Source organism: Amycolatopsis sp. TNS106 (genome assembly GCF_019330265.1).
GTDB lineage: Bacteria > Actinomycetota > Actinomycetes > Mycobacteriales > Pseudonocardiaceae > Amycolatopsis > Amycolatopsis lurida.
Genome location: NZ_CP024972.1, coordinates 8121794 through 8140731, shown reverse-complemented (window position 1 = coordinate 8140731; position 18938 = coordinate 8121794). Strand labels below are relative to the sequence as shown.

Genomic DNA, 18938 nt, shown 5'->3' with positions numbered 1-18938 from the left:
ACCTGCACGCGGCCCATAAGCGCTGGGTAGGGTCCCTGCTTGCCGGAGTACGCGGCCCGGTCGGGGCCCTGACGACAAGCGAGTGAACATGATCCAAGGGGGAGCGCGGGGCTATCGACGCCCGGCTCTGATCGCGGTCGCGACGGTGCTGGCCCTCGGGCTGAGCGCTTGCAGCGACAAGGGAAGCTCGACCGGTCAGCAAGGCAGCCAGCCGGGCGCCGGTGACATCGCCGGTCTGCCGGTCACGCATTTCGAGAGCGGGCTCAAGCCGAACGCGCCCAAGCCGGATCTGCAGGTCCGCAACGAGGACGGCTCCGAAGACGACCAGCTCGCCATCGCCGCGATCGCCGACGCGCAGGCCTACTGGACCGAGGTCATGCCGCGTGACTTCGGCCAGCCGTACGAGCCGCTGAAGTCGCTGCTGTCCTACAGCGCGAAGACCGACGACGAAGAGACCGAATGCGGCAGCGTCAAGAAGCTCGTCAACGCGTTCTACTGCCCGCCGGGTGACCTGGTGGCGTGGGACCGCGGCGTGCTGCTGCCCATGCTGCGCGAACGGTTCGGGAAGATGGCGGGCGCCGTCGTGCTCGCCCACGAACTCGGGCACGCCGTGCAGTACCGCCTCGGCGAAAAGGCCAGCATCAAGAAGAACACCCCGTCGATCGTCAAGGAGCAGCAGGCCGACTGCTTCGCCGGCGGCTACTTCCGCTGGGTCGCCGAAGACAAGAGCAAGTTCTACCGCGTCTCCACGTCCGAGGGCCTCAACCAGGTCATGGCGTCGCTGTTCCTGATCCGCGACCAGGCGGGCACCAGCGCGACCAAACAGGGCGCGCACGGCACGGCGTTCGACCGCACGTACGCGTTCCAGGTCGGGTTCGAGAAGGGCCCGAAGGAATGCGCGGCGATGAACGAGGAGAACATCAAGGCGCGGATCACCGAGCGCCCGTTCGACAAGGGTGACAAGGGCAAGGGCGACGAGAAGCTCGACGCCGAGATCATCGGGATCCTGAAGAAGAGCCTCGACGAGGCCTTCAAGGGCGCCGGCGTCCCCGGCCCGGAGATCACCGAGGACGGCAACGGCAGCTGCCCCGGCGGCCCCAGCACCCCGCCCGCGTCGTACTGCCCGTCGAACAACACCGTCAGCATCGACATGACCAAGCTGCGCGAACTCGCCCAGCCGGTCGACCAGCAGGCGGAATGGGAAAGCGGGCACAGCGAGGGCAAGGGCGACTTCGCCGCGTTCTCGGAAATCGCGTCCCGGTACGCGATGGGCATCCAGAAGGGTGTCGGCGCGTCGATCGACAACGCGAACGCGGGACTGCGCACCGCCTGTCTGGTCGGCGCGTGGGCGAAGGCCAGCACCGTGCCCGGCGCGACGCTGCGGCTCTCGGCCGGTGACCTCGACGAGGCCATCTCCGACCTGCTGAGCCCGGAGAGCCTCGTCTCGGCCGACGTCAACGGCAAGCGCGTGGACAACGGTTTCGAGCGGATCGAGGCACTGCGTAAGGGCTACCTGGAGAGCTCCGCGGTTTGCTCGACCCAGTACGGCTGATCGGTCCGGTCACCGCTCCCTGAAGTGCCATGAACGGGCCGTTCCTTGCGAATTTCGCAAGGAACGGCCCGTTCATGGCGTTCGGAGCCCGATCGCCGCGACGAATGCCCGCCATCTCGCGTGACTGGATGGACGACACGCGTGATCCGGCGGACGACGCATGTGTCTGGACGGACGGCACGTGTGATCCAGCGGACGACACGCGTGCGGCCGGGTTCCACCACGAGCCGTCCGTCCAGACACACGTGTCGTCCGTCTAGACACATGTGTCGTCCATCCAGGCACGCCGGCGAGGCACGCCCAAGTACGTGAAGGCCCCCTTCCCTCGGCTGAGCCGAGGGAAGGGGGCCTTCACGTAACTGAAACCTCAGTAGAGCGCGCTCGCCAGATCCCGCCGCGCCTTCATGACGCGCTCGTCCGCCGAGTCGAACAGGTCGAACAGCGCCACCAGGTGCTCCCGCGCCTTGTTGCGCTCGTCGCCCGCGGTCCGCCGCACGACGGCGATCAGCCGCGCGAAGCCCGCCTCGGGCTGCTGCCCCGCGACTTCGAGGTCCGCGGCGGCGAGCTGGGCGTCGAGGTCGGCCGGGTTCGCGTCGGCCTTCGCGATCGCGTCCGGGCCCGCGGCCTCGGCTCGGGCGGTGAACTTCACCTGCGCGAGCGCGGTCTTGGCCTCCTCGTTCGCGGGCTCGACGTCGAGGATGCGCTCGTAGGCCGCCTGCGCCGCGGCGAAGTCACCGCGTTCGAAGGCCTCTTCGGCCTCGGTGAACCGCGGGTCCTCCGGCACCTCGACACCGCCGCCGTTCTGCTCGGCGGCCTTGATGCCCGGCAGCCGGTCACGCAGCGCGTCGAGCAGCGAACCGAGCCATTTGCGGATCTCGGGTTCGGGCAGGGCACCCGAGAACGCGTCGACCGGCTGGCCGCCGCCGATGGCGATGACCGTCGGGATGGACTGCGCGCCGAAGAGCTGCGCGATACGCGGGTTGGCGTCGACGTCCACCTTCGCGAGCACCCAGGCACCGCCGGACTCGGCGGCGAGGCGCTCCAGCACCGGGCTGAGCTGTTTGCACGGGCCGCACCATTCGGCCCAAAGGTCGACGACCACCAGCTGCTGCAAGGAGCGCTCGACGACTTCGGCTTGGAAGGTCGCCTCGGTGACGTCGATCACGGCACCCGCCGTGGCCGGGCCGCCCGGCGCGGCGCCGTCCGCGGGCCGCGGCGGGGCAGGAGGCTGTTTCTGGGGCGCCTCGGCACGCGCCTTGAGCGCGGAAAGGTCGACCGCGCCGGAAAGCGCGGCGGAAAGGGCCGCCGTCTTCGATGCTGATCCGCGTGGGTGTGTCACGGTTCCATCCTGGCACGCATCCCCGAGCGTTTCACCGCATGCCCCCGGCTGCCCGCTTGGCAGGACGGTCACGTTTCCGGCAGGCTCGCCACGAGGGGGTGATCGACATTCCGACACGCAGGACGGCCACCGTGGCCGTCGCGATCGCCGGTGCCATCGTCTGGGTGAGCGTCATCACGGTGCTGATCGCCCATCAACCCGACCCCGGTGTCCCCAGTCCGGGGCAACTCCGGGAGGGCCTCACCGCCGCGCTCAACGAACACGACGCCGAGGCCCTCTCCGAACTCATCGACTATCCGCCCGCGGCGGCGGGCGACTTCGCGAAGTCCTATATCGACGCCCTGACCGAACGTGGCGCCCACGACGTCACGGTGAAGTTCGCCCCGGACGACCTCACGCCGACTTCGGCCACCGTCAGCGGCAAACTGGGCGACGGCGGTTCCTTCGGCTATCAGGTGACCATCGCGGTCAAGGACAAGCTGTGGCTGGTCTCGTTCACCCCGCCACTCCCCTGACTCATTCGCTCAGGTGCTTCTCGACGCGCTCCACCTTCGCGGTCAGCTGCCCTTCGTAACCCGGCCGGATGTCGGCCTTGAGCACCAGCCCGACCCGCGACGAGCCCTCGCCCGCCGCCTCGACGGCTCGTTTGACGACGTCCATCACTTGGTCCCAGCTGCCTTCCACATTGGTGAACATCGCGTTGGTGGAGTTGGGCAGGCCGGACTCGCGGACCACTTTCACCGCGCGGGCGACCGCCTCGCTGACTCCGCCGTCCTCCTCGGCCGCGGACGGGCTGACACTGAAGGCCACGATCATCTTCTGCTCCTCGTTCAGACGCTTTTCCCACGCATAACACCCGGTGGTGCGGCATGGCACGGGTACCCGCTGGTAACTTCGAGCGCCATGAGCCGTCCGTTGCCGTTCGACCCGATCGCCCGCGCGGCGCAGCTGTGGGAGGCCCGTATCGGGCCGTCCGAGACCATGGCCGCGGTGACCGGGATCATGCGCGTGCAACAGATCATCCAGTCCGCGGTGGACGGTGCGCTCAAACCGCACGGGCTCACCTTCGCCCGGTACGAGGCGCTGGTCCTGCTGACCTTCGCCCGCGCGTCCCATCTGCCGATGCGGGTGATGGGCGAGCGGCTGCAGCTGCACCCGACGAGCGTCACCAACATCGTCGACAGGCTGGAGAAGGACGGCCTGGTCAAACGCGTGCCGCATCCGACCGACCGCCGGACCACTTTGGTCGAGATCACCGACGAAGGCCGCGTACGCCGCGAAGAGGCCACGAAGGCGGTCACCGAAATCGACTTCGGGCTGACCGGGCTCACCGGCAAGCAGACCGAGCAGCTGACCGACCTGCTCACCAAGGTCCGCAAGGCCACCGGCGACTTCACCGAATAGCGCGTGAAGGCCCCCTTCCCTCGGCTGAGCCGAGGGAAGGGGGCCTTCACGTACTTGCCGAAGATCAGGCGGCGGCGGTTTCCGGGGTCTTGGCGAACAGGCCGACACCACCGTGCGACAGCCGCTGCGGGCCGTCCAGCTTGCCGTTGCGCAGCGCCCAGGACTCGAACAGCCAGGTGAACAGCGGCGGGATGCTGGAGAGCAGCGCGAGGATCAGGGTCTTCGGGCGCCAGCCGAGCGGCTTCGCCACGGACAGGGAGACCAGCACGTAGAGGACGAACACGACGCCGTGCACCATGCCGAGGACGGGAACGCCGCCCTCGGCGAGCCCAACGACGCGCTTGAGGAACATCCCGACCAGCAGCCCGGCCCACGAGAGGGCTTCGGCTACCGCGGCCACGCGGAATACTAGAGCGGCCTTGCTGGACACTTTCTCCTCCTGTGGGGTCTCACCACTATGTGTGTGCACATGACTACGTCCGACGAGCACTGTCCAAGGCGGACTCGCCAAGAACGTCAACAGCGCTGTCGGACGTGGTAATACCAGTGTGAGGCGTGACGGCCCTCACCGGAACACCGGGGGCCGTGATGCTGCTCACGACCCCCGGTGCGAACCGGTCTAAACCACTCGGATCACCCGGCGCAGGGCGATTTCGGCGCCCCTTCGGGACCGGTCGCCCAGGTCGCCTTCGCCGGGTCGTCGGTGAGCTTGAAGTCCAAAGTGGTCCCTCGCGTCAACTGTTCCAACCCGACATACGCCCGCTGCGAACCGGTTCCCAGTCCTTGGACGTACTGGAGCTTCGACCCGTCGGCGCCGTCGGCCTTGATCGTGATGTCACGACCGTTCTCCAGCCGCACCACGGACTTCTCGAACCGCGGCGCGTTGAGCACGAACTGCCCGGTGCCCGGCACCGCCGGATACAGGCCCAGCGCGCTGAAGACGTACCACGCGGACATGGTCCCGAGGTCGTCGTTGCCGGTGACACCGTTCGGCGCGTTGGTGAACAACGTGTGCGCGGCGCGCACCACGGCCGAGGTCTTCCACGGCTGCCCGGTCAGCGTGTACATCCAGGGCGAATGCAGGTCCGGCTCGTTGTTCGGGTTGTAGCGGAACTGGTTGTAGTAGTTGTACGGGCCGACGACCCATTCCTCGCGCACGGTCTTCGCCGGGTCCTTGACCAGATCCCCGTAGGCGAAGAAGTCGTCGAGCCGCTTGCCGACGTTCTCCTTGCCGCCCATCCGCTCGACGAGCCCGGGCACGTCCTGCTGGGTCAGCCACTGGTACTGCCACGACGTGCCTTCGTGGAACCCGTCCTGGCTCTGCGGGTCGAACGGCTTGCCCGCCGGGCTGAACCATTCGCCGCCTTCCAGCTTGGGACGGTAGAAACCGGTGAAGCCGCGATCGCTCACCGAGGAGTCCCACAGGGTGCGATAGCTGCGCCCCTTCTCCGCCAAGGCCTTCGCGTCGTCCTTCTTGCCGAGTCCGGCGGCCATGATGGACAGCGAGCAGTCCGCGAGCGCGTATTCCAGCGTGGCCGAAGCACCGTGGTTCGGGTCGGTGTCCTGACCCTTCTTCGGGAAGTCCTTGTCGTACTGGACGAACCCGTCCTTCTGGTAGCTCGCGTTACCCGAGCGGCCCTGGAACGGCGAAGACGCGGGCGGGATCTCGCGCGAGTTCTGCAGAAGTACCTGGTATGCCTTGAACTCCTGACCCGACAGCGCGCCGAATCGCCACAGGTCGACCAGGAAAGGCGTGACCGGATCACCGGTCATCGTGTTCGTCTCCTGGTTCGCGTACGCCCAGCGCGGCAACCAGCCACCCTGATCGTGGATGGCGAGCACGGATTTCGCGACGTCCTTCGCGCGAGCCGGCCGCAAGAGCGCGAGCAGTTGGTTCTGCGTGCGGTACGTGTCCCACAACGAGAAGAACTCGTAGTAGGTCCAGCCCAGCGCGCGGTGGATCTTGTCGTCGAACCCGCGGTAGCGGCCGTCGGCGTCGTTGCCGGTCAGCGGCTGGAGCAGCGCGTGGTAGAGCGAGGTGTAGAAGACCGTGCGGTCGTCCTTCGTCCCGCCCTTGATGTCCACTGAGGACAGTTCCTTGCGCCAGGCGCGCTGGGCCCCGTCGCGGACCGCGTCGAACGAGCGGCCCTTCTCGGACGCCAGGTTCAGCCGGGCGCCGAAAGCGTCCACATGGGAGATCGCGGTCGTCGCGGTGACCTGCCCGCCGCCGAAGGTCAGCCAAGCGCCACGAAGGCCCTCGCCACCGGCGGATTCCTTCGAGCCCGGACTGCCCCCGGTCGGAGACCAGGTGCCGAAGGACTTGAACGGCTTGTCGAACGTCGTGGTGAACCAGGTCTTGTACGGCTTCCCGCCACAGAACGCCTGCGACTCCACCATTCCTTCGACCGTCCGGTCGCCGACGACGCGGATCTGGCTCGCCGTCACCGGCTCCTTGTCATTGGCCTGGCCGACGTTGACGAAAACGTTTGCGTCGCCGGACTTCGCGAAGGTGTACCGCTCGACACCGGTCCGCGTGGTCGCGGTGGTCTCCGCGTCGACGCCGCCGTAACCGGTGAGCCGCACCTTGTAATAGCCGGGTTTGCCGACCTCGCCCTCGTGCGTGTACGGCGAGGCGTATTTCTTGTGGTCGAACGTCTCGGGTTTCGTCGTGTCGAACGCCGCGCCGGGCCCGACCGCGCCGGTGGTGGGCAGGGACGACACGAGGCCGCCCTGCTCCCAGCAGCCCGCGCCGGACAGGAAGAAATGCCCGAAGCCGCGGATCGCGGTGTCGTCGTAGCGGTAGCCGGCGTAATGCGAGGAGATCGGGCTGACCTGCGTCATCCCGAAAGGCGCCGAAGCGCCGGGGAAGGTGTTGCCGTCGTCCTTGGTACCGATGAAGGTGTTGACCGCGTCCACCGGGTCGCCACCGGGCGCCGCCGCCGCGACGGGCGTGACCAGCCCTGCGGGGACGACGAACGCGGTGAGCAACCCGGCGACGCGGATCGAGGTGCGTGCAGGCATGGGAAAGGCCGCCTCCTGACAACGTTGTCGCTGCCCGCTCACCTTCGACAAGAACAGACCATCTGGTCAAGAGGTCCGTCGAACCCTGTCCGATTCGGGACAAGCTCACCCGAGCGCCTCGGCCACTTCCCGACCCGCGCGTTCACCCGCTTCGATGGCGCCGTCGAGGTAGCCGGGGTGGTCACGGGCGGTTTCCGAGCCGGCCCAATGCACGTGCCCGGCCGGGACCGGCGAAAGCGGCGGGAAACCGTCGGTCGTGCCCGGGACGGGAAGCGCGGTGTAACCACCACCGACGTGCTCGTCGAGATGCCACGCCTTTTCGTGCCAACCGGCGGGTTCGAGCACGGCGGAGCCGAGCTGCGGGACCAGCGGCCGGAGCAGCGCGTCACGGCGCGCCGCGGTGTCCATCCCGTCGAGCCGCCGCGCCCGGGGGCCGCCGACCAGCACGCACAGATGCCCCGGCCCGCCGGGAGCGGTGGTGTCGAACACCGTGTGCCCGAGGCCGTCCAAGACGAGGAACTCACCCTGCGCGCGCTCCCGCCAGAACGGCCGCTCGAAGACCGCGATCGCCTTGTGCACCGTCCCCATGCAGGTGTTCTTCTCCAGTTCGGCACGCTGCCGCGGAAGCGCGGGCTCGTGCGCGATCCGGGCGGCGACCGGGGGCGGTACGGCGATGACGACCTTCGCCGCCCGCAGGCGATCCCTCCCGGTCCGCACGGTGACCCCGTCGTCGTCACGGACGATCGAGGTGACCGCCTCCCCCGTCCGCACTCGCGGTCCGAGCTCGGCGGCGAGACCGTCGACGAGCGTTCCCACGCCCTCGGCGAGCAGGGCCTCCTGCGCCCCGCCCGCCGTCGACAGCATGGTCCGCAATCCGCCCTGCGCGCGGATCATCCTGGTCATCGCCTCGACGGAAAGCCGATCGAGGTCGGCGGTCCACGACGCCGCGACCACCGCCTCCAGCAATCCGCGGGCCCGGCCCGGCACCGCGCGCAGCACCGATCCCAGCGTCGTGCGGTTCCATCGTTTCGGTGTTCCCGTCCTGCCCAGCACACCCGCCGCGGCCAGCAGGAGACCGGCGGGCAGCAGGGCGGGCGACCAGAGCGGCACCCGCCGTCCAGCCTCGATCAACACGGGAAACGTCCCGGTGTGCATGGGGAACTCGGTGGCACCGAATTCGGCCGCCAGCGCCCTGACCCGGTGATGGTCGGACCCGATCCACTGCCCGCCGAGGTCGAGCCGCGAACCCAGCGCGGTCGTCTCACTCAGGACCCGCCCTCCGACCCGGTCGGCGGCCTCCAGCACGACGACTTCGACGCCTCGCCGGTGCAGAGCCCGTGCCGCCACCAGCCCTGACAAACCCGCGCCGACGACCACGACAGTTGTGTCCATTCGCCACCCTCCGCAATTCAGTCAGTCGTATGACTTGACCATAGGGCAGCTCGCGGCGACCCGCAATGATGCTGGTCAGACGTCAGGCAGGCCGGATATCCGCCGAAGCGACGAGCATCCCGATCACGGTGTCGAGGTCGGCGCGTGCGCGCTCGTCGTCGGGCTCGCAGACGTACTGCGCGATGAGCCCATCGACGCCGGCGAGCATGACCCTGGCGAGCCGGTCGTAGGACAGGGCGCACCGCTCGCCCGCGTTGACGGCGGCCTCCCGGCACCAGTCGGTCAGCACCGTGACGTAGCGCCGGTACTGCCAGCTCGCCATGTCTTCCTGCCCGGGTTTGCGAAGCGCGTAGTGCAGCAGTTCGCCCTGCATCAGCTGCAGCTTGACGTGATCGGCGACCAGCTCCGACCAGAAACTCGTCAGGCCCTGGCGGATCGCGTGCGCCAGCCCCCGGTCGAGTTCGACCGTCCCGGTCAGTACGGTCGAGATCTCTTCGACCACGTCTTCGATCACGGCCCGCAGCAACGCTTCCTTGCTGGAGAAGACGTATTGCAGCGTGCCGAGCGGAACACCGGCCTCGGCGGCGACCGCCCGCAAGGTCGTCGCGGCGACGCCGTCGCGCTGCATCACTTCCCGCGCGGCGGCGACGAACTGCCTGCTGCGCACCGACGCTTCGACATACGGCATTCCGCACTCCCCTCGATCGGACAAGACCCTGCCACAGCCCCGGTCCGCGTAACGGTTCGACTTCGGAAGACGCTCTCCCGGCGAATCGGGCATTGACATCGCCGCGCCGCTGGCGTTCAATTCCGGCCACTATGACAACGTTGTCTTCCAGCGGACCGGACAACGGCCACCGCACTACCGGCCGACGGGCCACGATGAGTGACGTGGCCCGGCTCGCGGGCGTGAGCATCAAAACCGTCTCGCGAGTGGTGAACGACGAGCCCGCCGTCCATCCGGACACCGCGGAGCGCGTCATGGCGGCGATCGAGCAGCTCGGGTTCCGGCGCAACCTCGGCGCGCGGAACCTGCGGCGCGGCTCGACGACCGGGACGATCGGCCTGATCGTCGAGGACGTCGGAAACCCCTTCTACTCGGAGCTCAACCGGGCCGTCGAACGGATCGCGACCTCGTTCGGCCGCCAGGTGCTGACCGGTTCGTCGGAGGAGAACTCCGACCGCGAACGCGAACTGGTCCTGGAGTTCTGCTCCCGCCGCGTCGACGGCATCCTCGTCGTCCCGGCCGGGATGCAGCACGGCTACCTGGTCCCCGAGATGCGCGCGGGCACACCCGTGGTGTTCCTCGACCGGCCCGCCGGCGACATCGTGGCCGACACGGTGCTGGTCGACAACATCGGCGGCACCGTCGAAGCGGTCGCCCACCTCGCGAAACACGGCCACCGCCGGATCGCGTTCCTCGCCGACAGCCCGGACATCTTCACCGCGGGAGAACGCCTGCGCGGCTTCCGCGAAGGCTGTGTCCGCAACGGGATCCCCTTCGACGAGCAGCTCGTCGTGATGCGGACGCCGACCGCCGAGAGCGTCGGCGACGCCGTGAAGCGCCTGCTCACCGGGCCGAATCCGGCCACCGCCGTGATCGCGGGCAACAACCGGGTCGCCGTGCACCTGCTGCGCGCGCTGGCTCACGCGGAGCGGCGCCCCGCGATGATCAGCTTCGACGACTTCGAGCTGGCGGATCTGCTGGATCCGCCGGTCTCCGTGATCGCGCACGACGTGAGCGCACTGGGCCGGGCGGCCGCGGAACTGCTGTTCGCCCGGGTCCAGGGAGATCAATCCGCACCGAGAAAGGTAGTTCTGCCCGTGCATCTCGTAGCCCGCGGTTCCGGGGAGGTCGCCCCTTCATGAGCGGCCACCTCGAACCGATCCGCCTGCCGGCGAACCAGCCGCCGCAGTTCTACCGCGGCGGCGACGCCATCGCCGCGTTGCGGGGCGCTTCCGCCGAGTCCGACTACGGCCCGGAGGACTGGGTCGGCTCGGCCACCACGATGTTCGGCCAGGAGACCAACGGCCTGACCAAGCTGCCCAGCGGGGTCTGGCTGCGCGACGCCGTCCGCGAGAACCCGTCCGCCTGGCTCGGCGCCAAACACGTCGAGGCGCTCGGCGATTCGACCGGTCTGCTGGTGAAGCTGCTCGACGCGGGCCAACGCCTGCCGGTGCACTTCCACCCGTCGGACTCGTTCGCGAAGCGGCACTTCGACTCGCACTTCGGCAAGACCGAAGCGTGGATCGTCGTCGGCACCTACGGCGACGACCCCCGCGTGTACCCGGGCTTCAAGGAGACCGTCGACAAAGCGACGGTCAACGAATGGGCCCGCACCCAGGACGCGCCCGCCATGCTCGGGGCGCTGAACAGCGTCGCGGTCACTCCCGGCGACACGGTCTACATCCCGGCCGGCTTGCCGCACGCGATCGGCGAAGGCGTGTTCGTCGTCGAACTCCAGCAGCCGACCGACTTCTCGCTGACCCTGGAATGGCGGGACTTCCTGGCGAACCCGGAGAAGGCGCACCTCGGGATCGGCTTCGAGACCGCCATCGAAACCCTGGACACCTCGGGCTGGGACGAAGAACGGCTCGGCTCGATCGTCAAGCGCACCGCGGCCGACGACGCGTCCACTGTGGACCTTCTCGCCGACGGCAGTGACGCGTTCTTCCGCGCCGACCAGCTCCGTCCCGCCGTTTCCGGTAGGTCGACAACGTTGTCACTCGATCCGTCGTTCGCGGTGCTGGTCGTCATGGCCGGTTCGGGCACGCTCCGCACCGAACACGGCGGCGAGTACGCGCTGCGCAAGGGCGAGACGTACGTGGTCCCGCACGACGCCGGTCAGTCCACTGTGGAGGGCGAGGTCACCGTCATCCGCTGCCGTCCGCCCGCACCCGAGAAGAGGGAGCGATCGTGAGCGAACTCCTGCTCGACGCGCAGAACCTGGTCAAACGCTACGGCTCGGTGGAGGCGTTGCGCGGCGCGTCGTTCCAGGCGCGGGCCGGGGAGGTCACCGCCCTGATCGGCGACAACGGCGCCGGGAAGTCCACTTTGGTCAAATGCCTCTCCGGCGCTGAGCAGCCGACGTCGGGGAAGATCCTGCTCGACGGCTCCGAGGTGGTGCTCGACTCCCCCACCACGGCACGGCGCAGGGGGATCGAGACGGTGTACCAGGACCTCGCGGTCGCACCGGAACTCGACCCGGCCGCGAACCTGTTCCTGGGCAGGGAGATCCACCGCAAGGGGATCCTCGGCAAGCTCGGGATGCTGGACAAGAAGGAGATGAAACGCCAGGCCGTGGAGGAGTTCCAGCGGCTCGGCGTGACCCTGCAGAGCACCGACGTCCCGATCGGCTCGCTTTCGGGCGGACAGCGGCAAAGCGTCGCCGTCGCGCGATCGGTCGTGTGGGCGTCGAAGGTCGTGTTCATGGACGAGCCGACGGCCGCGCTCGGCGTCGTGCAGCGCGAACGCGTGCTCGACGTGATCAAGAAGGTGCGGGACAAGGGCATCGCCGTCGTGCTGATCAGCCACAACATGCCCGAGGTGCTGTCGGTGTCCGACCGCATCGAGGTGCTGCGGCTCGGCAAACGCGTCGCCCGGTTCACCGGTGCCGACACGAAACTGGAAGACCTGGTCGCCGCGATGACGGGCGCCCTCGTACAAGAGGAGGCGGCGTGACCGTGTCCACTCCGACGAAGAACGGCCCCGAGATCCAGACCTCCGTGGACGGTGGCTTCGGCAAGCGGCCGATCGGGCAGCGGCTGATCGGGGCGAACACGTTCTGGATCGCGCTGGTGCTGCTGGCGCTCATCATCGTATTCACCGCGATCGCGCCCGCCGAGTTCGCGACGCTGTTCACCTTCCAGACCCTGCTCATCGAGACGTCGGTGCTGCTGGTGCTCTCGGTCGGCATGACGTTCGTGATCATCACCTCCGGTATCGATCTCTCGGTCGGTTCGGTGCTGATCTTCGCGGGCATGGTGGCGGGCAAGACGATGGAGGCGCTGAGCCCGGACGGCGACGCGACCAAGGCCGGCTGGAGCATTATTCTCGTCGGTCTGCTTTCCGCGGTCGTCGCGGGCACGATCTGGGGGCTCGTCAACGGTTTCCTGATCGCGGTGGCGAACATCCCGCCGCTGATCGTCACGCTCGGCACGATGGGTGCCGCGCTCGGTGCGGCGTACCTGCTGAACAACGGGTCCGACGTGCGCAGCGTCCCGACCGAGCTCAACAAGACGCTCGGCTACGGGACGTCGTTCGGCGGCGTGCCGAACCTGGTGCTGGTGGCCGTGGTCATCACGCTGATCGGCGCGTGGCTGTTGCACACCACCAAATTCGGCCGCTACACCTACGCCGTCGGCTCCAACGCCGAGGGCGCGCGCCGGGCGGGCATCGGGGTGACCGCGCACCTGCTGAAGGTGTACACGCTCACCGGTTTTCTCGCCGGTGTCGCCGGTTTCCTCTCGCTGGCGTACTACGCGTCGACGACCATTTCGGCGCACACCACCGACAACCTCAACGCCATCGCCGCCACGGTGATGGGCGGCACGAGCCTCTTCGGTGGCGTCGGATCGGTACTGGGCACGGTGATCGGCGTGTTCATCCCGGCCGTGCTGAAGAAGGGCTTCAACATCACGCAGGTCCAGGACTTCTGGCAGATGATCGCGGTCGGCGCGGTGCTGATCGCCGCGGTCTGGTTCGACCAGCGGCGCCGTCGTCGCCGCAACTCTCGCTGATCCCTACGCACAAAGAGGTGCTATCCCCATGAAGAAGACCCTGCTCGCCGCCGGTGCCGCCGTTTCCGCGGCCCTCCTGCTCACCGCGTGCGGCGGTGGCACCGTCGGTGAGGCGCCGTCGGGCGACTCCGGCGCCAAGACCAACAACAAGAAGCTGTCGCTCATCCCGGGCGTGCAGGCCGAGCCGTTCTACATCTCGATGCAGTGCGGCGCCGAGGCCGAGGCCAAGAAGGCGGGCTACGAGCTCACCACGCAGGCGCCGCAGAAGTTCGACGCGGCCATGCAGACCCAGCTCGTCAACGCGCTGGGCTCCAACCCGCCCGCCGCGCTGCTCATCGCGCCGACCGACGCGCAGGCGATGCTCGCGCCGATCCAGCAGGTCAAGAACCGCGGCTCGAAGATCATCGAGGTCGACACCGCGCTGAAGGACACCAGCGTGGCCGAGTCGTCGATCTCATCGGACAACGCCGAGGGCGGCAAACTCGCCGCGAAGACGATGGCGGAGCTGACCGCGGGCAAGAGCGGCTCGGTGCTGGTGCTCGACACCATCGCGGGTACTTCGACCACGAACACCCGTGCGAAGGGCTTCGAGGACGAACTGAAGAACTACCCCAACCTGAAGTCGGCGGGCGTCCAGTTCACCCAGAACGAGCCCGACCAGGCGGCGTCCAAGGTGACCGCCGCGCTGGCGTCCACCCCGGACCTGATCGGCATCTTCGCGACCAACCTCAACACCGGTGAGGGCGCCGCGACCGGCCTGCGGAACGCGGGCAAGATCGGCGCGGTCAACCTGATCGGCTTCGACGCCTCGCCGTCGGAGATCGAGGGGCTGAAGAAGGGCGAGTACCAGGGCCTCATCGCGCAGGACCCGGCCGCCATCGGGCAGCAGGGCGTACAGCAGGCCATCGCGGCCCTGGAGGGCAAGCCGGTGACCCGGAACCTGACCGCTTCGCTGCACTCGATCACCAAGGCGAACATGGACGCGAACGCGCAGTACTTCTACAAGCAGAGCTGCTGACTCACTCGTGAGTGGTAGGGACGGTTCTAACCGTCCCTACCACTCACGACCCCAGCGGGCGCGAACCGCTCCAACGCTCCGTACAGCCGGGCGCCACCGCCCAGGTGCCCCAGCGCGTACGAGTACTCACCGTCCTCAAGCAGCGCCTCGGGCCCCGTGCCGGTCCAGTCGAGCCGGTAGTGCCACCAGTGCATCCACCGCCCCACCCGCCGTTTCTCCCGGTACACGCACAGCCGCGTCACCTCGGTCCACTGGACCTCGAACACGCCCGGCACCGCGAACCCCGCGGCGGAAATCACCAGCGAGCCGGCCGACTTCCGCAGAGCGAGCAGGATCAACCCCGCGAAGGCCACGCTGAGCAGGCTGAACACCACCCCGGAAACCGAGCGGGAGAACAACGCCAGAGCGACGGCCACCAGGCCGCCGGCGCCGAACACCACGAACCCCGCCCACGCGAGCCGGCGCATCACGACGTCCAGCCGGAGCACCACGGCATCCCCAGTGACCATGCCCGGAGCGTAACCGGCGAAACCACTCAGCGACGTTAGGATCTAGGCCCCGACGTCGCGGAGGAGGCCGGATGACCACCCGTCTGCCCTGGCGTCCCGCCGCGAGCGCGGATCCGGTGCCGGTGCTCGCCGCCGCCCAGCGGGTTTCCGACGATCTCATGGACGGCCTGGCCGGACCCCGCGCCCGCCAGGCCGCGAACGGCCTCCGGCGGCTGTTCGCGGTCCCCGGGCTCGGTCTCGCCGATCTGTCCGGCTCGCTCGTCTGGTCCGGTCGCCCGGCGGCGGACGACGTCGTCGCCTCCGCGCTCGACGAGGTCCTCCACTCCGAGACGCCGGTGTCCGAACCCGGGCTCCTGGCGCTACCGCTGCATGTCCACGACGAACTGGCCGGAGTGCTCCTGGTCGCCGACGGCAAGAACGCCCTCGCCCGCCAGGCCGCCGAGCTCGTCGTCCACGCGCTCGAACGCGGCAGGCTGGAGGCCTCCGCCGAGCAGGCCGCGGAGGCCGAACTGCGCGCGCTGCGGGCCGAGATCTCGCCCCATTTCGTCTACAACGCGCTCACCGTGATCTCCTCGCTGGTCCGCTCCGATCCGGACCGCGCCCGCGATCTGATGCTCGACTTCGCCGAGTACACCCGCTACAGCCTCGCCCGGCACGGCGAGTACACGATGGTCGCCGAGGAGTTCCGCGCCATCGAGACATATCTGGCGTTGCAACGCGCGGTGCTCGGCGAGCGGCTGCGGGTGCAGGTGCGCGTCGCGCCGGAGGTGCTGGCCGTCGCGGTGCCGTACCTCGTGCTGGAACCGCTGGTGGAGAACGCGATCCGGCACGGGATCGAGCCGCGCGCCGAGGCGGGGTTCATCCAGGTTCAGGGAATGGCGGAAGGGAACGACTGCGTGATCAGCGTCGAGGACGACGGTGTCGGCATGGACCCCGCACGCGCGGCGGCGATCCTGGCCGGGCACGGCGACGACGGCGGCGTCGGACTGGCCAATGTGGACAAACGGCTGCGCAGTGTCTACGGGCCGTGGTACGGCCTGACGGTCGAGACCGAGACCGGCGCGGGCACCAGGGTCGTGGTGCGCGTGCCCCGATTCCAGCCGGGGGTGCTGCCGTGACGAACGGGCTGCGGGTGCTGGCGGTCGACGACGTCCCGCCCGCCCTCGACGAGCTGTGCAGCCTGCTGCGCGAGGCGCCGGAAGTCGCCGAGGTGGTCGCCGCCGGTGACGCGGTCAACGCGCTCAAACTGTTGCAGGGCGGTCATTTCGACGCCGTCTTCCTCGACATCTCCATGCCCGGCCTCGACGGCCTCGAGCTCGCCTCGCTGCTGGCGCGGCTCAGCGAACCGCCGGTGATCGTGTTCGTCACCGCGCACGACGGGCACGCCGTGGCCGCGTACGGGATCGGCGCGGTCGACTACCTGCTCAAACCGGTCCGGGCGGAACGGCTGTCCGCCGCACTGTCCAAAGTGGTCCGGATGGCGGGTAACCAGCCCGACGAGCCGAAGCCCGCGCCGGACGCGATGTCCGCGCTGCCGGTGGAATCCGGCGGGCGCACCCGGTACGTCCGCCGCGACGACGTCCAATTCGTCGAGGCGCACGGCGACTACGTCCGGCTGCACACGAAATCCGGCGTCCACGTCACGCGGATGCCCATCTCCCGGCTCGAAGAGTATTGGGAGGGGACGGGATTCACCCGCGTGCACCGGGGTTTCCTGCTCGCCGTGGACGCCGTGCTCGAACTGCGCAGCGACACCACCGGCGGGCTGCTGGCGCATACGGAGGCGGGAGACGTGCCGGTGAGCCGCCGCCACGCGCGAGACCTGCGTGACCGGCTGCTCGCCGCCGCGCAGCGCGGCGAACTGGGCCGACCGTGAGCCGCGTCAAACGGGTGGCCGTCACCAGTCCGCAGACCCGGCTCGCGCATTCGCGGCGCCGTTCACGCGGACGGTGGCGGGTCCCCCGGCTGGCCGCGGGCGACGCCGAACGCGCGGACGCGCTCTACCGGGCGCAGCGCCGCCGCGGGATTCCCGCGCTGGCCGGGATGTTCGGGCTGGTGTTCGGGCTCCCGCTGGTGTTCGCGGTGTTCCCTGCGCTGGATTCGGTGCGGCTGCTGGGTATCCCGCTGTCCTGGCTGATGATCGCGATCCTCCCGTACCCGGCGATGGCGCTGCTGTCGTGGTGGCAGCTGCGCCGGGCGGAAAAGATCGAGGACGAGTAGTGGTCGCGGCGCTCTCGGTGGCCCCCGTCGTGCTGGTCACCCTGCTGATCGGGTTGCGCGGGGTCGCGGCCATGCGCACGACGTCGGATTTCCTCGTCGCCTCGCGCCGGATCTCGCCGCTGGTCAACTCCGCCGCGGTCTCGGGCGAATACCTGTCCGCGGCTTCGTTCCTCGGTGTCGCGGGGCTGGTGGTGAAGGACGGCATCGGCGCGCTCTGGTATCCGGTCGGGTTCACCGCCGGGTACATCGCGATGCTCGTGCTCGTGGCGGCGCCGATGCGGCGCTCCGGCGCGCTCACCGTCCCGGACTTCGCCGAGGCGCGGCTCGCCTCCCCCGCCCTGCGCCGGCTGGCCGCCGTCGTCGTCCTCGTGATCGGAACCCTTTACCTGGTCCCACAATTCCGCACCGCGGGGCTGGTGCTGACCGCCGTCGGCGGCACGCCGTACTGGGTCGGCGTGGTCATCGCGGGCACCGCCGTCAGCGCGACACTGGCGCTCGGCGGGATGCGCGCGGCGACCTACGTCCAGGCCTTCCAGTTCGTGCTGAAACTGCTGCTGTTCATCATTCCCGCGATCTGGCTGGTCTCCCAGGTCTCACCGGAGGAACGGTCGGCTTCGGTGCATCCGGTGGAATTCACCCACTTCGCCCGCGACACCCAGCTGTCCTTCGAGATCGACGTGACGCTGACCCTGCGCGAGCCGACCACCTTGCTCACCCCGGAGAAGCACGTCGTGCCGCCGGGCGAACTGGTGGCAAGGAGCGGGGAAACGCTGGAATTCGCCGAGGGCACACCGGTTCCCGCCGTCCGGGGTGGCGCGCCGCTGGGCGGGCCGGACTGGCAACGGCCGCTGCTCGACCTCGGCGATCAGGGCTATCCGCTGCTCGGCACGTGGGCGATCCTGATCGCCACCATGCTCGGCACCATGGGCCTGCCACACGTCCTGATGCGCTTCCACACGAGCCCGGACGGCCGCGCCGCCCGGCGCACCGCGGCGATCACGGTCGCCCTGCTCGGCGTCTTCTACCTGTTCCCAGGGGTTTACGGCGTCTTCGGCCGCGTGCTGGTGCCCGAGCTGTACGTCTCCGGCGCGACGGACACGGTCGTCGTCGCGCTGCCGGCGCAGATCGACGACGGCTGGGCGGGATCGCTGTTCACCGGATTGCTGACGGCGGGCGCGTTCGCCGCGTTCCTGGCGACGTCGCTCGGGTTGCTGCTGGTGATCTCCGGCGCGATCGCGCACGACTTGGCGCCCGGCGGCCTGCGGAGACTGCGCTGGTCGGTGCTCGGGGCGGCGGTGGTGATGGTCCTGCTCGCGCTGCCGTCGGCCAGATTGGACGCGGGTGTCCTGGTCACCTGGGGCTTCACCGTGGCCGCGTCCACGTTCTGCCCGTTGCTGGTACTCGGCATCTGGTGGAACCGGCTGACCGCCGCGGGCGCGATCAGCGGTGTCCTCGCCGGACTCGTCGCGTCTTCGGGCTCGATCCTCGTGGCCTTGTTCGTCCCGAGCCTGAGCGGCCTGCCCGCGATCCTCGTGTCACAGCCCGCGCCTTGGTCGGTTCCGCTGGCATTCGGAGTAATGATCGTGGTTTCCTGGCGGGGCAGGCCTCCCGCCTGGTCGACGGCCGCCATGCTGCGCCTGCATTTGGACGATCGCACAGCCGAAACCCCTTCGTCTTGGTCGGACCACCGTTCGTCGACCGTTCGTCGTCTCGGCAGACGTTTGAACCGCTGAAGGTTCCGGT

At 69.1% G+C, this 18938-nt stretch carries 19 protein-coding genes; 12 read left to right on the top strand and 7 right to left on the bottom strand.

Translation table 11 applies throughout. The annotated features are described in order from the left end of the window. The first annotated feature begins 88 nt into the window (after positions 1-88). Entirely contained in the window at positions 89-1552 is a 1464-nt protein-coding gene (locus CVV72_RS37765) for a neutral zinc metallopeptidase (protein ID WP_219149154.1), read from the top strand. 367 nt (positions 1553-1919) lie between these two features. Here the strand turns inward: CVV72_RS37765 and CVV72_RS37760 are convergent, their stop codons facing one another. Further along, on the bottom strand, positions 1920-2891 hold the full coding sequence (locus CVV72_RS37760) for a tetratricopeptide repeat protein (protein WP_219149152.1): 972 nt from the start codon (positions 2889-2891) through the stop codon (positions 1920-1922). A 98-nt stretch (positions 2892-2989) separates the two neighbouring features. Between CVV72_RS37760 and CVV72_RS37755 the strand changes: the two genes are divergently transcribed. After that, positions 2990-3406: a hypothetical protein gene (locus CVV72_RS37755; RefSeq protein ID WP_219149150.1), complete on the top strand. Its 417-nt coding sequence runs from the start codon at positions 2990-2992 to the stop codon at positions 3404-3406. 1 nt (position 3407) lies between these two features. On the opposite strand, the gene CVV72_RS37750 is transcribed toward CVV72_RS37755, so the two are convergent. Beyond that, positions 3408-3707 (bottom strand): thiamine-binding protein, encoded by a 300-nt coding sequence (locus tag CVV72_RS37750; protein ID WP_219149148.1) that lies wholly within the window; start codon positions 3705-3707, stop codon positions 3408-3410. Positions 3708-3794: 87 nt separating this feature from the next. On the opposite strand from CVV72_RS37750, the gene CVV72_RS37745 reads away from it, so the two are divergent. Continuing rightward, on the top strand, positions 3795-4295 hold the full coding sequence (locus CVV72_RS37745; protein ID WP_034315493.1) for a MarR family winged helix-turn-helix transcriptional regulator: 501 nt from the start codon (positions 3795-3797) through the stop codon (positions 4293-4295). Between the two features lie 64 nt (positions 4296-4359). On the opposite strand, the gene CVV72_RS37740 is transcribed toward CVV72_RS37745, so the two are convergent. The 4 genes from CVV72_RS37740 to CVV72_RS37725 form a co-directional block, all read right to left on the bottom strand. Continuing rightward, complete coding sequence (locus tag CVV72_RS37740) at positions 4360-4725, bottom strand: DUF3817 domain-containing protein (RefSeq protein WP_219149145.1); 366 nt, start codon at positions 4723-4725, stop codon at positions 4360-4362. Between the two features lie 203 nt (positions 4726-4928). Further along, the gene (locus CVV72_RS37735; protein WP_219149143.1) at positions 4929-7316 is read right to left on the bottom strand and encodes a GH92 family glycosyl hydrolase; all 2388 of its coding nucleotides are present in this window, start codon (positions 7314-7316) and stop codon (positions 4929-4931) included. A 105-nt stretch (positions 7317-7421) separates the two neighbouring features. Next, on the bottom strand, positions 7422-8708 hold the full coding sequence (locus tag CVV72_RS37730; protein WP_219149141.1) for an FAD-dependent oxidoreductase: 1287 nt from the start codon (positions 8706-8708) through the stop codon (positions 7422-7424). An 82-nt stretch (positions 8709-8790) separates the two neighbouring features. Continuing rightward, positions 8791-9396, bottom strand: a complete 606-nt coding sequence (locus CVV72_RS37725) for a TetR/AcrR family transcriptional regulator (protein WP_219149139.1) — start codon at positions 9394-9396, stop codon at positions 8791-8793. 194 nt (positions 9397-9590) lie between these two features. Between CVV72_RS37725 and CVV72_RS37720 the strand changes: the two genes are divergently transcribed. From CVV72_RS37720 to CVV72_RS37700, 5 genes are read left to right on the top strand one after another with little or no spacing between them, the layout of a single operon-like run. Further along, the gene (locus CVV72_RS37720; protein ID WP_219149138.1) at positions 9591-10577 is read left to right on the top strand and encodes a LacI family DNA-binding transcriptional regulator; all 987 of its coding nucleotides are present in this window, start codon (positions 9591-9593) and stop codon (positions 10575-10577) included. After that, entirely contained in the window at positions 10574-11629 is a 1056-nt protein-coding gene (locus CVV72_RS37715) for a class I mannose-6-phosphate isomerase (protein ID WP_219149136.1), read from the top strand. The genes CVV72_RS37720 and CVV72_RS37715 overlap by 4 nt, the downstream gene beginning before the upstream one ends. Next, a complete protein-coding gene (locus CVV72_RS37710; protein WP_219149134.1) occupies positions 11626-12390 on the top strand; it encodes an ATP-binding cassette domain-containing protein in 765 nt (254 codons plus the stop codon). The genes CVV72_RS37715 and CVV72_RS37710 overlap by 4 nt, the downstream gene beginning before the upstream one ends. Continuing rightward, positions 12387-13448, top strand: coding sequence for an ABC transporter permease (locus CVV72_RS37705; RefSeq protein ID WP_219149132.1), 1062 nt, complete (start codon positions 12387-12389; stop codon positions 13446-13448). The genes CVV72_RS37710 and CVV72_RS37705 overlap by 4 nt, the downstream gene beginning before the upstream one ends. Before the next feature lie 28 nt (positions 13449-13476). Then, positions 13477-14466, top strand: coding sequence for an ABC transporter substrate-binding protein (locus tag CVV72_RS37700; protein ID WP_219149130.1), 990 nt, complete (start codon positions 13477-13479; stop codon positions 14464-14466). Positions 14467-14492: 26 nt separating this feature from the next. Here CVV72_RS37700 and CVV72_RS37695 read toward each other — a convergent pair whose 3' ends face one another. Continuing rightward, positions 14493-14975 (bottom strand): hypothetical protein, encoded by a 483-nt coding sequence (locus tag CVV72_RS37695; RefSeq protein WP_255632388.1) that lies wholly within the window; start codon positions 14973-14975, stop codon positions 14493-14495. 71 nt (positions 14976-15046) lie between these two features. Here CVV72_RS37695 and CVV72_RS37690 point away from each other — a divergent pair, with 71 nt between their 5' ends. The 4 genes from CVV72_RS37690 to CVV72_RS37675 are packed head-to-tail and all read left to right on the top strand — an operon-like array spanning position 15047 to position 18928. Continuing rightward, positions 15047-16093 carry a sensor histidine kinase gene (locus tag CVV72_RS37690; protein WP_219149128.1) on the top strand — a complete coding sequence of 349 codons (1047 nt, stop codon included), beginning with the start codon at positions 15047-15049 and terminating at the stop codon, positions 16091-16093. Further along, positions 16090-16851 (top strand): LytTR family DNA-binding domain-containing protein, encoded by a 762-nt coding sequence (locus CVV72_RS37685; RefSeq protein WP_219149126.1) that lies wholly within the window; start codon positions 16090-16092, stop codon positions 16849-16851. Before CVV72_RS37690 ends, CVV72_RS37685 begins: the two co-directional genes overlap by 4 nt. Beyond that, the gene (locus CVV72_RS37680; protein WP_219149124.1) at positions 16848-17195 is read left to right on the top strand and encodes a hypothetical protein; all 348 of its coding nucleotides are present in this window, start codon (positions 16848-16850) and stop codon (positions 17193-17195) included. The genes CVV72_RS37685 and CVV72_RS37680 overlap by 4 nt, the downstream gene beginning before the upstream one ends. Beyond that, positions 17195-18928 (top strand): cation acetate symporter, encoded by a 1734-nt coding sequence (locus CVV72_RS37675; RefSeq protein WP_219149122.1) that lies wholly within the window; start codon positions 17195-17197, stop codon positions 18926-18928. The genes CVV72_RS37680 and CVV72_RS37675 overlap by 1 nt, the downstream gene beginning before the upstream one ends. Positions 18929-18938: the final 10 nt, after the last annotated feature.

Bases quoted from the DNA above. Each gene is read 5' to 3' on its own strand.
- CVV72_RS37750 (WP_219149148.1), bottom strand. From the start codon at position 3,707: ATGATCGTGGCCTTCAGTGTCAGCCCGTCCGCGGCCGAGGAGGACGGC.
- CVV72_RS37720 (WP_219149138.1), top strand. From the start codon at position 9,591: ATGAGTGACGTGGCCCGGCTCGCGGGCGTGAGCATCAAAACCGTCTCG.
- CVV72_RS37735 (WP_219149143.1), bottom strand. From the start codon at position 7,316: ATGCCTGCACGCACCTCGATCCGCGTCGCCGGGTTGCTCACCGCGTTC.
- CVV72_RS37715 (WP_219149136.1), top strand. From the start codon at position 10,574: ATGAGCGGCCACCTCGAACCGATCCGCCTGCCGGCGAACCAGCCGCCG.
- CVV72_RS37700 (WP_219149130.1), top strand. From the start codon at position 13,477: ATGAAGAAGACCCTGCTCGCCGCCGGTGCCGCCGTTTCCGCGGCCCTC.
- CVV72_RS37690 (WP_219149128.1), top strand. From the start codon at position 15,047: ATGACCACCCGTCTGCCCTGGCGTCCCGCCGCGAGCGCGGATCCGGTG.
- CVV72_RS37695 (WP_255632388.1), bottom strand. From the start codon at position 14,975: ATGGTCACTGGGGATGCCGTGGTGCTCCGGCTGGACGTCGTGATGCGC.
- CVV72_RS37765 (WP_219149154.1), top strand. From the start codon at position 89: ATGATCCAAGGGGGAGCGCGGGGCTATCGACGCCCGGCTCTGATCGCG.
- CVV72_RS37745 (WP_034315493.1), top strand. From the start codon at position 3,795: ATGAGCCGTCCGTTGCCGTTCGACCCGATCGCCCGCGCGGCGCAGCTG.
- CVV72_RS37725 (WP_219149139.1), bottom strand. From the start codon at position 9,396: ATGCCGTATGTCGAAGCGTCGGTGCGCAGCAGGCAGTTCGTCGCCGCC.
- CVV72_RS37730 (WP_219149141.1), bottom strand. From the start codon at position 8,708: ATGGACACAACTGTCGTGGTCGTCGGCGCGGGTTTGTCAGGGCTGGTG.